The organism is Glutamicibacter sp. AOP12-B1-11 (genome assembly GCF_052379245.1).
In the GTDB taxonomy this organism is placed as follows: domain Bacteria; phylum Actinomycetota; class Actinomycetes; order Actinomycetales; family Micrococcaceae; genus Glutamicibacter.
Map to the genome: position 1 here is coordinate 18,597 of NZ_JBQSYL010000003.1, position 12,914 is coordinate 31,510.

Below are 12,914 nucleotides of genomic sequence, written 5' to 3' on the forward strand. Positions count from 1 at the left end.
AAATGAATGAATCCTCGCAGAATCCTCGCTTCCTGAATCGTCGCACCATGCTGCGTTCGATGCTGGTTGCCGCGGCGGCTGTGCCGCTGGCCGCATGCTCGGTCACCGAGGATCCGCTAGCCAAGCAGGCGCGCTCCGGAGACAACAAAAACTACATCGCCGGCGACGGCGCGGTGCAGGAATATCTGCCCGCGAAGCGCAGCGAGCCAATCGAACTGACCTCCGAGACCTATCAGGGCACGCCCATCGATCTGGCGGCCCTGCGCGGTAAGCCGGTGGTGCTGAACTTCTGGTACGCCGCGTGCGCACCGTGCCGAATCGAGGCACCGCACCTGAAAGAACTCTCCGAGGACTTTGGCGAGGACGTTCCATTCATCGGAGTCAACGTCCGCGATGAGGCCGAAGCCTCGCTGGCCTTCGAGCGCAGCTTCGAAATCCCTTATGAATCCGTGCAAGACACCGATGGCCAGATCCAATTGGCGATGACCAAATACGTACCACTGCAGGCGGTTCCCTCCACGCTGGTTCTGGACCGCGAGGGACGGGTTCGCGCCCGCGTCATAGGTGCTATCGAAAAGGGGACGTTGAAGTCCCTGATCGACACCGCGCTCACCGAAGAGTTGTGAGCCTCCCGTTGATCTCTTCGAATCCCTTCGCCGACATTGCGCTCGACGGGTCGCTGCTGCTGGCCGCCCCGGTGGCCATGCTTGCGGGACTGGTTTCCTTCCTCTCACCGTGCGTTCTGCCCTTGGTCCCGGGATATCTCGGTTATGTCACCGGGCTGACCGGCGCCGATCTGCGCGAGCACCGCCGCGGTCGGGTCCTGCTGGGCGTGCTGCTGTTTGTCCTCGGATTCTCGGTAGTCTTTATCGCGGCCGGCGTGCTGTTCAGCCAGGCCACCGCGTGGCTGAAGTTCAACGGCGCCTGGGTAACCCAGGCCTTGGGCCTGGTCGTGGTGCTTATGGGCATCGTCTTCATGGGCGGAATTTCCTGGATGCAACGGGACCGAAAAATTCATCGGAAACCACCGGCAGGGCTCTGGGGAGCGCCGGTGCTGGGGCTGACCTTCGGTTTGGGCTGGGCCCCGTGCATCGGGCCTACGCTCAGCGCGGTGCTGATCATGTCCACTGGCACCGATGCGAACGTTGCCCGCGGAACGCTGTTGACGGTGCTCTATTGCCTTGGATTGGGTTTTCCGTTCATCCTGATCGCCCTCGGATTGCAGCGCGGCATGCAGGCGCTGGCATTCTTCCGCAAGCATCAGCTGCTGATTATGCGTCTGGGTGGGGGAATGCTGATCCTGCTCGGACTGGTCATGATCTCCGGGCTCTGGGGAACCTGGGTCGCTGAATTACAAAACTGGTTTGCCAATGAAGTGAGGTTGCCGATCTAATGGCGAAAAATAAACGAACCGGCAAAGACCGAGGCGACGCACCTGCCCTGGGTTTCCTTGGTTCGCTGCGGTGGATCTGGACGCAACTGACCTCGATGCCAACCGCCCTGTTCTTGCTGCTGCTGCTCGCGGTCGCTGCGGTTCCGGGATCGATCTTCCCGCAGCGGTCGATGAACCCCGAGACGGTCAATGAGTATCTCGAGCAGAACCCGGCAACCGGCCCCTGGCTTGACCGGTTCCAGCTCTTCGATGTGTATTCCTCCGCATGGTTCTCCGCGATTTATATTCTGCTCTTCGTTTCGCTGGTGGGTTGCATCATTCCCCGGGTGAAGAAGCACGCGCAGGCACTGCGCACCCCGCCGCCACGCACTCCCGCCCGACTCGATCGGTTGCCGCAGTACACCTCACTTTCGCTGGTTGAAGATGAAGCGGATACTCCTAGCGATGATGAAGTCATCGATGATGCCTACAAGGTGCTGCGCAAGCGCGGTTACCGTGTTGAGCGTCGCTCCGATGCAACCGGTCGTTCGGTAGCGGCCGAACGCGGCTACACCCGGGAAATCGGCAATCTGACCTTCCACATCTCGCTGATCGGTGTGCTCGTTTCGGTGGCCATCGGCGGAGCCTTCGGCTACGCCGGGCAGCGCGTCATCGTGGAGGGGGAGACCTTCGTGAACTCGCTGGTTTCCTATGATTCCTTCACCCCGGGCACCAGCTTCAACCCGGAGAATCTCACCGCCTATTCGGTGAAGCTGGACAAATTCGACATCGTCTTCGACCGCGAATCGAAGACGCACTTCGGCCAGCCCCTGGATTTCACCGCGCATGTGGAGACCCGGCGTTCTGCCGATGCCGAACCGGTGAAAGAAGAGCTGAAGGTCAACCACCCGCTGCGCATCAACGGCGCCGACGTGTACTTGGTCGGCAACGGCTACGCGCCGGTGGTGACGGTCCGTGACGGCAACGGGGATGTGTCCTTCTCCGGCCCGGTGGTTTCGGTGCCGCAGGACTCGGTGTACACCTCCCTGATGGTCATCAAGGCACCGGACGCGAAACCAGAACAGCTGGGTTTCCAGGGCTTCTTGCTGCCCACCGCCTTGGTCGATGAAACCGGCTTTGGCATCTCCGGGGATCCCAACGCGATCAACCCGCAGCTTCACCTGAACTCCTTCGCCGGAAACCTGGGCCTCGACGACGGCGTGCCGCAGAACGTGTATGTGCTGGACACCGAGAACCTCACCGAGGTGAATTCACGCAATCTCGACTCCGGCGGCATAGTGCTCGAAGCCGGGCAGACCTATGACCTGCCCGATGGCAAGGGGAGCATCGCCTTCGACGACCTGAAGCGCTTCATCGCCGTGGATGTGAATTACGATCCGAGCAAAACGCCGATCCTCATCTTCGCCTTCTTGTCCCTCGCGGGGCTGGCGGTCTCGCTCTTCACTCCGCGCCGACGCGTCTGGGTGAAGCTGAAGAACGAGGACGGGCAGCGCAGCATTGAATACGCGCTGCTGGCCCGCGGCGAGGATCCGCGCCTTGAACGTGAATCCGCAGAGTTGCACAATATCTTTGACAGCAAGTGGCCAGTGGCCAGCCAGAAGCAGGACCAAGGAGAAGTAAATGCCTAACGGCTCAAACCTCGCGCCAATCAACGAAACGCTGGGCAACTACAGCCAGCTGTTCATGTTGCTTTCGGCATTCGTCTACATGGTTGCCTTCATTTTCTTCGCGCTGGACCTGGCCAAGAGCAATAAGAGCATCAGCGAAATTGATGCGGCCGCATTAAAACGCGACTCCGAGATGCTCGTTGGTGCCGGAACGACCGCGGTGGCGCAGCCGAAACGCCCGAAGCGCGGTGCGCAGCCGGCGCGCGCCGACAACGTTGGCGAAGACATCGTCAACGACAAGATGAACTACACCGAGCACTCCTCGACGCGCAATATCGCACGCATCGCGGTGGTGCTGACCTGGCTTGGCGTGGCGATGCATGGCTTCGCGGTCGTCGCCCGCGGCGTCGCGGCGCACCGCGTGCCGTGGGGCAACATGTATGAGTTCTTGTCCACCGGCGCGCTGGTGGTCACCGTGGTGTACCTGGTGGTTTTGTTCTTCAAGGACCTGCGGTTCATGGGCAGCTTCATCATCGGCCTGGTGACCCTGATGCTGTGCGGCGCGACCCTGGGCTTCCCCACTCCGTTGGGCCACCTGGTACCCGCCTTGCAGAGCCCGTGGATTGTCATCCATGTGTCCATCGCGGTATTCGCCGCGGCGCTGTTCTCCATCAGCTTCGCCATGAACGTGCTGCAGCTGATCCAGCACTCGCGGATGAGCAAGCTGGCCGCCGGCCAGCCGGACAAGCTGCCATTCATGCGCTTGGTTCCCGGAGCGGGCGCGCTGGAGAACTTCGCCTACCGGATCAATACCATTTCGTTTGTCATGTGGACCTTCACCGTGATGGCCGGCGCGATCTGGGCCGAAGCGGCCTGGGGACGCTACTGGGGCTGGGACCCGAAGGAAGTCTGGTCCTTCGTGATCTGGGTGGTCTACGCCGGCTACCTGCACGCACGTGCCACCGGTGGCTGGACCGGGCCCCGTTCGGCCTGGCTGTCGATCATCGGCTACGGCTGCGTGATCTTCAACTTCACCATCGTGAATATGTTCTTCGACGGCCTGCACTCCTACGCCGGAGTCTAGCCCACACCCGGGACCCCGGTTGCCGGGGCAGCCCCGAGGGACGGACCACTCAAAGGTCCAGCCCTCGGGGCTTTTCCATGCCCGGAAAGCTCCTTGCCGTGACCAGCCGATCCGGAAGTTGAAGTCCACCGCGGCTAGGCCGCCGCCCAACAGCCGCCAGCGGCAGCTTAGCGGCCTTCCGGGCTTGGAATCAGCAACGGGCTAGCACCGCAGCGAAAACGTTGCGTAGTAAGAACTGCAGGGACCGGCATAAGCCGGGCCCTGCAGTTCGCTTCGCTGAAAATTAGCTGTCCTTGGACGGAGTATCTGAATCGTCCGAAGAATTACCCTTGTTAGGTTTCTTCTTCGCTTCGCGCTCTTTTCGTTTGAGTTCTTCCTCACGTGCTTTGAGCTCGGTTTCGCGCTGCTGCTGGCGCCGCCAGATTTCCAGCTGGCGGAGGAAATCCTCGTCGTCGTCGGGAGCATTCTGCTTGTCCGGGGACTTGCTTGCCCCCGCGGCCGGACGACCTAAAACAAACCACAATCCCGGCCCCAGCAGGGGCAGGAGGATGATGATGACTAACCATGCCGTTTTGGGCAGGGAGCGCACCCGATGTCGCTCGGTGCGTGCACACTCGATCAATGTGTAGATCATGAGCGCCACCGAAATGAGTGCGGCAAAAATAATGATGCGGACCATGCCTCTAGTCTAATGACTTTCTGGCTCACAGGTTCATCGGTAGACTTTAACGTATGCAGTTTGTGAAATATTCGGTGCTTCGGTTGGGTCTGTTCTGCGTTGTCTTCTTGGCAATGTGGAAGCTAATGGCCTGGCCGATCTTCACCTCGGGCCTGATTGCCCTGATAGTCGCCTTTGCCGTGTCCTATTTGTTCTTCAACAAACTACGTTTGGCAGCAAACGAGGACGCGCGCAACGCCTTTGCCAAAACCAGCGCATCGAAGACCGAATCCCAGCTGGCCGAAGAAGCCATCGAGGATTCCTTCGACGAATCGCAGCGACCGGAAAACAAATAAGCGAAGCCTTCCAAAGTTGTTCACTTTGGAAGGCTTCTGCCTTAGAGCCAGGCGTGCAGCATGATGGCCAAGCTGAAAAGCGCGGCGTAGACCACGTTCACCAGGCCCGTCTGCTTGAGCACCAGCACCAGCTTAGGCAGCGATTCTTCGCGCAGCATCAGCCAGCTTGGAGCGGCGGCCGGGATGAAGCTGAGCAAGATGAGCCACATCCAACCGTTTGACCCCGTGAGCAGCAGCGGCAAGACAATGGCGGCGCTCAACATCAGCACGTAGCTCAACCGGGCCGACTGTTCGCCCAGTCGCACCGCCAAGGTAATCTTGCCAACTTCGCGGTCCGTGGGAATGTCGCGGACGTTATTTGCCATCAGCAGCGCGCAACCGATCAGGCCGGTGCCGATCGCACCGAGCAGCGAAGCCAGCGTGAGCTGACCAATCTGCGTGTACGTGGTGCCCAGCGTGGCCACCAGGCCGAAGAAAATGAAGACGTAGAGATCTCCCCAACCGCGGTATCCGTAAGGGTTCTTGCCGCCGGTGTAACCCCAGGCGGCAAAGATCGCCGCGACGCCCACCAAGAGCAGTGGCCACGAAGCGGAAAGAATCACGAGCAGCAATCCGAGAATCGCCGCCAACCCGAAGCATCCGAAGGCCGCGTTTCTCACGTGCTTCGGCTTCGCTAGTTTGGAGCCGGTCAAGCGCAGCGGGCCGACCCGTTCGTCGTCGGTTCCGCGGATTCCGTCGGAGTAGTCATTTGAGTAATTCACGCCGACCTGGAGCAGGAGCCCCACAAGCAGGGCAAGGACAAAGCGGAACCATAAAAATTGGCCGGTTTCGCCCACTGCGGCCGCGGTGCCGATAACTACCGGGGCGATGACGATGGGCAGGGTGCGCAGGCGTGCGCCGGCGACCCACTGGGAAAGCGTTGCCACTTCTCGTTCCTTTCGGCGAGATCAAAAACTCGGACCCCTTAGTTTCCCGCGAAACTTCGGGCAAGGCGAATCGGATCAGCCGCCGGCGCGCAACTCGTCGAGGATTCGGCGTCGATCGAACTTCCCGTTGGGCAGCAATGGAAGCCCGGAAGGGTAGTGGCGGACCCGTTTGGGAACGGCCGCGGATCCAATAGTTTGACGCACGGCTTCGAAGGCATCCTGCGTATTTGTCGGACCTGAATAGGCTAAACCTACGCTTTGGCCCCATTGCGCGTCGGGTACCGGCAGCACCAGGCACTGCTTGAAGAACTCTTCGAGCAGGCCCTCAATTTTCCCGGCCGACAGTTTTACGCCACCGGTATTAATCACATCGTCGATACGCCCGGCGATATTCAGCCGGTTGCCGTCGACGCTGCCCAGATCATCGGTGAGGTACCAGCGCGTGCCTTCGTCGATGACGAAGTGTTCGGCGGTGGCTTCGGGATTATTTGCGTAGCCGTCGGCGAGCATCGGCCCGGAGACCAGGATGCGTCCCTGGCGTTCGGCAAGTTTCACCCCCGGCAGGGCGGTTCCGTTGTAGACCAGACCGCCCGAAGTTTCCGCAGCGCCATAGGTTTGGAAGATCTTCAGGCCCAGATGCCGCGAGCTTTGCAGCAGGTCCTTGCTGGCCCGTGCGCCGCCGAGCAAGATGGCGTCGAAACGCTTCAGCGCCGCAATGGTCCGTGGCTCCGGATTGTCCAGCAGGCGGGCCAACTGGGTGGGGACCAGGGAAGTCAGGCGGCGGGCATCGACCATTTCCTCGGCCGCGTCGGTGAACTTCTGCGCAGAGAAGCTGCCGGTCGTGTCCATCACCACCGGCTTGGTGCCAGCGAACAGGGAACGGGTCAGCACGCTCAAGCCGGCGACATAGTGCACCGGCAAGGCCAGCAGCCACTGGCCTTCAAAGCCGAGGAACTCGGCCGTGGCCTGCGCACTGGATGCCAGCGCCGAGACGCTGAGCACCGTGCGCTTGGCCCGGCCGGTGGAACCGGAGGTGCGCACCACTGCCATGGGCTGCTCGAAGCCCGGCAGGTCCGAGGCCGCAAGGTACTGGATGCGCCAGCCGCGGGGGCTGGACTCATCGGCCAATACCTCAACGGCCGGGCCCTCGTCGTTGGCCGCGTCGGCCAAGGCTGCCAGCAGTTCTGCTAGTTGTGCGTCCATATCCGGTTCTCGTTCCTTCACCGACGATTTAGAAGTAGTAAGGGTAGTTGGACCAGTCAGGGTCGCGCTTGCCCAAGAACGCGTCGCGTCCTTCCACTGCTTCATCGGTCATGTAGGCCATGCGGGTGGCTTCACCGGCGAAGACCTGCTGCCCGGCCAAGCCGTCATCGGCCAGGTTGAAGGCGAACTTCAGCATGCGGATGGCCTGTGGCGACTGGCGGGCAATATCTGCCGCATACTCCAATGCGACCTCCTCGAGGCGGGCGTGCTCCACCGATTCGTTGACCGCACCCATGCGGACCATGTCGTCGGCCGAGTATTCGCGGGCCAGGAAGAAGATCTCGCGAGCGGTCTTCTGCCCTACCTGGCGGGCCAGCAAGGCTGAACCGTAGCCGGCGTCGAAGGAGCCGACGGTTGCGTCGGTCTGCTTGAACTTGCCGTTCTGCTTCGAGGCGATGGTCAGGTCTGAGACCACGTGCAGCGAATGCCCGCCGCCGGCGGCCCAGCCGTTGACCACGCACAGCACCACCTTGGGCATGGTGCGCATCAGGCGTTGGACTTCCAAGATGTGCAGGCGTCCGGCACGGGCCGGGTCGATGGACTCGCGGGTCTCGCCCTCGGCATAGCGGTAGCCGTCGCGGCCGCGAATGCGCTGGTCCCCACCGGAGCAGAAGGCATGTCCGCCGTCTTTTTCCGATGGACCGTTGCCGGTCAAGATCACGGTAGCGACATCGCTGGTCATCCGTGCATGGTCCATGGCCCGGTAGAGCTCATCTACGGTGTGCGGGCGGAAGGCATTGCGCACCTCTGGGCGGTCGAAAGCGATGCGCACGGTAGGCAGGTCTCGCACGATGTTTCCCTGGGCGTCACGCTCCACCTGGCGATGGTAGGTAATGTCGGTGAAGTCGAAGCCTTCAACCAAGCGCCAGCGCTGTGGATCGAAGACATCAGAGACCTTCTTGGGCAAAACGGAATTATTCAGGCTACTCACCCTATGCATGCTAGTCGGTTTCGTGCCGAACTCTAAGAAAGCAGGCGTAGACTTTTCACGGCTTAAGACGCAAATGGGCGCGATATTTCCGCCGCCACGCTTCAGCCCGCCTTTTGGATCACGGGATTCATTTCACGATTTTTGTACCGGTTCAGCCTCTGGACCAGTGAGTCAGGAGTTGATCTATGCCATCTGGAGTGCATCACCGGGAAGATGCAGAAATCAGCGCAGAGGGTTATAAGAAATCCCTGAGCCGTCGCCACGTCCAGATGATCGCCATTGGCGGAGCCATTGGTGTGGGATTGTTCATGGGCTCCGGTGGCCGGTTGGCATCCACCGGTCCGGCCCTGGTGCTGTCCTATCTGGTAGCCGGTGCGCTGGCCTACCTGCTGATGCGGGCGTTGGGAGAGCTGATCATGTATCGGCAGACCTCCGGATCCTTTGTCTCCTACGCGGCTGAGCTCTTCGGTCCCAAGGGCGCTTTCGTTTCCGGCTGGATGTACGTGCTGAATTGGATCATGACCGGCGTTGCGGAGCTGATAGCGATTGGCTTGTACTTCCAATACTTCTTCCCGAATATCCCGGTCACCGTTTCGGCGTTCTGCGCGTTGCTGCTGCTGGTGGCAATTAACCTGTTCAGCGCCAAGGCCTTTGCCGAATTTGAATTCTGGGCAGCGTGCATCAAGGTCACCGCGATTATCTTGTTCCTGGCGGTGGGCATCTACATGGTGGTGACCAATGCGCAGGTAGGGGAGCACACAGCATCGGTTTCCAATCTCTTTATCGGAGACGAGAATGGCCAAGGTGGCTTGTTCCCTCGCGGCTTCTTTGTCAGCATCCTGGTGCTGAACTCGGTGATCTTCGCCTACAACGCCATTGAACTGGTGGGTATTGCCGCCGGTGAGATGGAGAACCCAGAAAAGGAAGTTCCCTCTGCGATCCGCGCCGTAGTAGTCCGCATCCTGGTCTTCTACGTAGGCAGTGTTTCGCTGTTGGCCATGGTGCTGCCCTGGCATGAATACGAATCCGGGGTGAGCCCGTTTGTGACTGTCTTCGAGAAGATGGGGCTGGGCTGGGTTGGCAGTGCGATGAACTTGGTGGTCATCACCGCCGCGCTGTCTTCATGCAATTCCGGGTTGTACTCCATTGGACGCATTCTGCGCACCATGAGCGGGAACGGGCATGCTCCGCAGTGGCTGTCGAAAATGAACAAGCATTTTGTTCCTTCCGCCGGCATCATTTTCGTGGGCGTGGTTTACCTGGCCGGGGTCATCTTGAACATCTGGCTTGGCGAATCCTTCGCCTTCGACCTTGCGTTGAACACCGCCTCCATCGGCGTGCTGTTCACCTGGGCTTCGATCTTCGGCTGCCAGCTGATGCTGCGCCGCAAGAAGGGCGCGGTGTCGTCACTGCCCATGCCAGGCTCTCCGGTTACTGGTTGGGTTGGCCTGGTCAGCTTGCTGATCATCACCGTGCTGATTTCCTTCGATACCCTGACCGGAGAAAATGGTGAGGTCTTCCCGGTAGGGCTCTACACCATCGCCACGATTCCGCTGTTTGCCGTGGTGCTGTGGATCGGCTGGCGTTTCGCCCGCAAGCATGCCAAATCGAGCACCAATTTCTAAGCGGGGAACCAACTCGCCTGAAACAGCCAAGGGGCGCATCTGCATAATGCAGATGCGCCCCTTGGCTGTTGTGTTCGAGTGCTTAGGAGGTTCGGGTTTCATCCTGCTTCACTGCAGCGAGGATGCCGGTGTCCAATGCATCGGGGATCTCGGTGCCGCGCAGCGAAGCACCTGCGGTTTCCGGCATGAACTTGATGGCGATCGCACCAATGACACATGCTGCCATCATGTAGATGGCTGGGAAGAGCAGGAAGCCGGTGGCATTGATCGCTGCCTCGTTGACCATGGCTGCGGTGCCACCGAAGATCGCCGTAGCGATGTTGTAGGTGATGGCAAAGCCTGCGAAACGCACATGGGAAGGGAACATGGCCGGGAAGGTTGCGGTAATCGTGGCTAGCTGTGGAATATAGAGCAGGCCCAGTACTGCGAAGCCGACAATGGCCAAGGCGAAGGACTGGCCCATCAGCCAGAACATTGGCAGCGCCAGCACGAACAAGCCGATCACCGAGGCGTACCACATTGGTTTTCGCCCGACCCGGTCAGAGAGCGAGCCGGCAAATGGAATGACCGCCATCATCGCTACCTCACCAATCAAGATGGTGGCCAGCGAAGCGTTGGGATCCAATCCCAGCTGGGTTTCCAGATAGGTAGGCATGTAGCTGAGCAGCGTGTAGTTCACGACGTTCAGTGCGATGACCAGACCGGTCATGGTCAGCATCGGGCGCCAGTAGGTCATTACCAGTTCCTTGAGCGAACCGCCCTGCTGGGCTTCGCCGGCTGCTTCGATCTCCTGGAAGACAGGGGTGTCCTCCAGCTTGCTACGCAGGTACAGGCCGATCAGGCCCATTGGCAATGCGAGGAAGAATGGAATACGCCAGCCATAAGCCATCATGGCTTCTTCGCTGAGCATCACTTGCAGGCCAAGCATCACGGCCGTACCCAAGGCGAAACCGCCCAAGGTGCCGAATTCCAAGAATGAGCCGAAGAATCCGCGCTTGCGGTCCGGCGCATATTCTGCCATGAACGTGGCCGCACCGCCGTATTCGCCGCCGGTGGAGAAGCCCTGGACCATGCGCAGCAGCACCAGCAGAATTGGTGCGGCGATGCCAATGGTTTCAAAGGTCGGCAGTACGCCGATGAGGAAGGTGGCCAGGGACATCAAGATAATGGTCAACGCCAAAATCTTCTTGCGTCCCAGCTTGTCGCCCAGTGGGCCCCAGACCAGGCCGCCAATCGGGCGGACCAGGAAGGAGAGGGCGAAGGTGGCCAGAGCCATGAAGGTGCCGCCCTCGGTGGGGAAGAAGTGGGCGGTGATATAGGTGACGGCTACGGCGTAGACACCGTAGTCGAACCATTCTGTCATATTACCCATGGCCGAAGCGGCGGTGGCCTTGCGTACTTCTTGCCGGCCTTCTTGGGTGTTCATGTCCGGACCAATGTCATGGTCAAGGTCTGGAGTGAAATTATGGGTATTCGTGTTGTCGTTTGGCTGGCTATTTTCCGGTTGCATCGCTGCTCCGTCGTTTTCAGCTTTCCGTCGACCGATCGTCCAAAGGCCAGGAAGTAATTCATCGCCTTGGCCGCGGTCCACGATCTGGGATTTTTCCAGAGTCCGTTAAGTACCAGAGGGTATTCGAATCAATTTCTAATATCAACCGCTGACATGGAATCGATTGGACGCCGCGTGGGATAAAAGGCAATTAGAACAGCCAGGAGCAGCCCGGATGGCCGAGGGCTGAAAAAGTGCAATTGTGAAAATTTGCTGACCCGCGACTTTATTATTGAACGAATGGTCGGTAAGTTTAGGTGTTGAGAGTCACTTACCACTTTGGCATAAGGAGCACAGATGACCGAGGCATTTCTCGTTGGTGGAGCACGTACGCCGGTAGGCCGTTACGGCGGAGCGCTCAGTGCTGTGCGCCCCGACGACCTGGCCGCAGTGACCATCCGCCGTGTCATTGAAGACGCAGGGATCGATCCGGCACACGTGGATGAAGTGATCTACGGAAACGCCAACGGCGCCGGCGAAGAGAACCGCAACGTGGCACGCATGGCAGCCTTGCTCGCAGGCCTTCCGGTGACAGTCCCCGGGATAACCGTCAATCGCCTATGCGCCTCGGGCATGAGCGCCATTACGATGGCCAGCCATATGATCAAGGCAGGAGCTGCGGACATCGTGATCGCCGGCGGCACCGAATCCATGTCGCGCGCCCCCTGGGTGATGGAAAAGCCATCCAAGGCCTTCGCCATGCCAGGAGCAACCTTCGACACCTCCATCGGCTGGCGCTTCACCAACCCGCAGTTCCTCTCCGGCGACTACTCGCGTGATGGCAAGGCCACCTTCTCCATGCCGGAGACCGCTGAGGAAGTCGCCCGCGTCTACAACATCTCCCGTGAGGACTGCGACCAGTTCGCCGTGCAGTCCCACGAAAAGGCCATCGCCGCCATTGAAGCTGGCCGCTTCGTCGATGAAATCGTCCCGGTGACCGTCAAGCACCGCAAGGGCGAGAGCATCGTGGACACCGATGAAGGCCCGCGCCCCGGCACCACCATGGACGTGCTGTCCGGACTGCGCCCGGTCGTCAAGGGCGGCAGCGTAGTTACCGCCGGCAACGCCTCCACGCTGAACGACGGCGCCTCGGCCATCCTGGTGGTTTCCGAACGCGCCCTGAAGAAGTACGGGCTGACCCCGCGCGCCCGCATCGTCGATGGCCAGGCCGCCGGCCTGGAGCCGGAAATCATGGGCATGGGCCCAGTTCCAGCCACCCGCAAGGTGCTGGAACGTGCCGGGCTGGGCATCGAGCAGATCGGCGCCATGGAGATCAATGAAGCCTTCGCCAGCCAGTCGCTGGCCAGCATGCGCGAACTCGGCGTCGACCAAGAGATCGTGAACCGCGACGGCGGAGCCATCGCGCTGGGCCATCCGCTGGGATCAAGCGGTTCGCGCATCGTGATCACGCTGCTGGGCCGCATGGAGCGCGAGCTGGCAACAGCTGGGCGCAAGCTCGGGGTGGCCACCATGTGCGTCGGCGTGGGTCAAGGCTCGGCCATCTTGCTGGAAGGAGCCTAAA

At 60.5% G+C, this 12,914-nt stretch carries 12 protein-coding genes; 7 read left to right on the forward strand and 5 right to left on the reverse strand.

The window, feature by feature from the left end; translation table 11 throughout:
- Positions 1 to 2 precede the first annotated feature (2 nt).
- The 4 genes from ACT3UQ_RS02185 to ccsB are packed head-to-tail and all read left to right on the forward strand — an operon-like array spanning position 3 to position 4,084.
- Positions 3 to 626 (forward strand): TlpA family protein disulfide reductase, encoded by a 624-nt coding sequence (locus ACT3UQ_RS02185; RefSeq protein ID WP_096283410.1) that lies wholly within the window; start codon positions 3 to 5, stop codon positions 624 to 626.
- Positions 623 to 1,393 (forward strand): cytochrome c biogenesis CcdA family protein, encoded by a 771-nt coding sequence (locus ACT3UQ_RS02190; protein WP_444636427.1) that lies wholly within the window; start codon positions 623 to 625, stop codon positions 1,391 to 1,393. Before ACT3UQ_RS02185 ends, ACT3UQ_RS02190 begins: the two co-directional genes overlap by 4 nt.
- Positions 1,393 to 3,021, forward strand: coding sequence for a cytochrome c biogenesis protein ResB (gene resB, locus ACT3UQ_RS02195; RefSeq protein ID WP_096283412.1), 1,629 nt, complete (start codon positions 1,393 to 1,395; stop codon positions 3,019 to 3,021). The genes ACT3UQ_RS02190 and resB overlap by 1 nt, the downstream gene beginning before the upstream one ends.
- The gene (ccsB, locus tag ACT3UQ_RS02200; protein WP_096283414.1) at positions 3,014 to 4,084 is read left to right on the forward strand and encodes a c-type cytochrome biogenesis protein CcsB; all 1,071 of its coding nucleotides are present in this window, start codon (positions 3,014 to 3,016) and stop codon (positions 4,082 to 4,084) included. The genes resB and ccsB overlap by 8 nt, the downstream gene beginning before the upstream one ends.
- A 283-nt stretch (positions 4,085 to 4,367) precedes the next feature.
- Here ccsB and ACT3UQ_RS02205 read toward each other — a convergent pair whose 3' ends face one another.
- The gene (locus ACT3UQ_RS02205; RefSeq protein WP_105553219.1) at positions 4,368 to 4,763 is read right to left on the reverse strand and encodes a PLDc N-terminal domain-containing protein; all 396 of its coding nucleotides are present in this window, start codon (positions 4,761 to 4,763) and stop codon (positions 4,368 to 4,370) included.
- 53 nt (positions 4,764 to 4,816) lie between these two features.
- On the opposite strand from ACT3UQ_RS02205, the gene ACT3UQ_RS02210 reads away from it, so the two are divergent.
- A complete protein-coding gene (locus ACT3UQ_RS02210; RefSeq protein WP_096283418.1) occupies positions 4,817 to 5,098 on the forward strand; it encodes a DUF4229 domain-containing protein in 282 nt (93 codons plus the stop codon).
- Positions 5,099 to 5,139: 41 nt separating this feature from the next.
- Here the strand turns inward: ACT3UQ_RS02210 and ACT3UQ_RS02215 are convergent, their stop codons facing one another.
- The 3 genes from ACT3UQ_RS02215 to ACT3UQ_RS02225 form a co-directional block, all read right to left on the reverse strand.
- Entirely contained in the window at positions 5,140 to 6,024 is an 885-nt protein-coding gene (locus tag ACT3UQ_RS02215) for a 1,4-dihydroxy-2-naphthoate polyprenyltransferase (RefSeq protein WP_105553218.1), read from the reverse strand.
- Positions 6,025 to 6,099: 75 nt separating this feature from the next.
- Positions 6,100 to 7,227 (reverse strand): AMP-binding protein, encoded by a 1,128-nt coding sequence (locus tag ACT3UQ_RS02220; protein ID WP_105553217.1) that lies wholly within the window; start codon positions 7,225 to 7,227, stop codon positions 6,100 to 6,102.
- Between the two features lie 28 nt (positions 7,228 to 7,255).
- Positions 7,256 to 8,227 (reverse strand): 1,4-dihydroxy-2-naphthoyl-CoA synthase, encoded by a 972-nt coding sequence (locus ACT3UQ_RS02225; protein ID WP_181148211.1) that lies wholly within the window; start codon positions 8,225 to 8,227, stop codon positions 7,256 to 7,258.
- A 176-nt stretch (positions 8,228 to 8,403) separates the two neighbouring features.
- Between ACT3UQ_RS02225 and ACT3UQ_RS02230 the strand changes: the two genes are divergently transcribed.
- Positions 8,404 to 9,843: an amino acid permease gene (locus tag ACT3UQ_RS02230; protein WP_105568717.1), complete on the forward strand. Its 1,440-nt coding sequence runs from the start codon at positions 8,404 to 8,406 to the stop codon at positions 9,841 to 9,843.
- A gap of 82 nt (positions 9,844 to 9,925) precedes the next feature.
- Here the strand turns inward: ACT3UQ_RS02230 and ACT3UQ_RS02235 are convergent, their stop codons facing one another.
- A complete protein-coding gene (locus ACT3UQ_RS02235) occupies positions 9,926 to 11,353 on the reverse strand; it encodes an MFS transporter (protein ID WP_013349788.1) in 1,428 nt (475 codons plus the stop codon).
- 336 nt (positions 11,354 to 11,689) lie between these two features.
- Between ACT3UQ_RS02235 and ACT3UQ_RS02240 the strand changes: the two genes are divergently transcribed.
- Complete coding sequence (locus ACT3UQ_RS02240; RefSeq protein WP_105553214.1) at positions 11,690 to 12,913, forward strand: thiolase family protein; 1,224 nt, start codon at positions 11,690 to 11,692, stop codon at positions 12,911 to 12,913.
- Position 12,914: the final 1 nt, after the last annotated feature.

Bases quoted from the DNA above. Each gene is read 5' to 3' on its own strand.
- ACT3UQ_RS02230 (WP_105568717.1), top strand. From the start codon at position 8,404: ATGCCATCTGGAGTGCATCACCGGGAAGATGCAGAAATCAGCGCAGAG.
- ACT3UQ_RS02225 (WP_181148211.1), bottom strand. From the start codon at position 8,227: ATGCATAGGGTGAGTAGCCTGAATAATTCCGTTTTGCCCAAGAAGGTC.
- ACT3UQ_RS02205 (WP_105553219.1), bottom strand. From the start codon at position 4,763: ATGGTCCGCATCATTATTTTTGCCGCACTCATTTCGGTGGCGCTCATG.
- ACT3UQ_RS02235 (WP_013349788.1), bottom strand. From the start codon at position 11,353: ATGCAACCGGAAAATAGCCAGCCAAACGACAACACGAATACCCATAAT.
- ACT3UQ_RS02185 (WP_096283410.1), top strand. From the start codon at position 3: ATGAATGAATCCTCGCAGAATCCTCGCTTCCTGAATCGTCGCACCATG.
- ACT3UQ_RS02220 (WP_105553217.1), bottom strand. From the start codon at position 7,227: ATGGACGCACAACTAGCAGAACTGCTGGCAGCCTTGGCCGACGCGGCC.
- ACT3UQ_RS02210 (WP_096283418.1), top strand. From the start codon at position 4,817: ATGCAGTTTGTGAAATATTCGGTGCTTCGGTTGGGTCTGTTCTGCGTT.
- ACT3UQ_RS02240 (WP_105553214.1), top strand. From the start codon at position 11,690: ATGACCGAGGCATTTCTCGTTGGTGGAGCACGTACGCCGGTAGGCCGT.
- resB (WP_096283412.1), top strand. From the start codon at position 1,393: ATGGCGAAAAATAAACGAACCGGCAAAGACCGAGGCGACGCACCTGCC.
- ccsB (WP_096283414.1), top strand. From the start codon at position 3,014: ATGCCTAACGGCTCAAACCTCGCGCCAATCAACGAAACGCTGGGCAAC.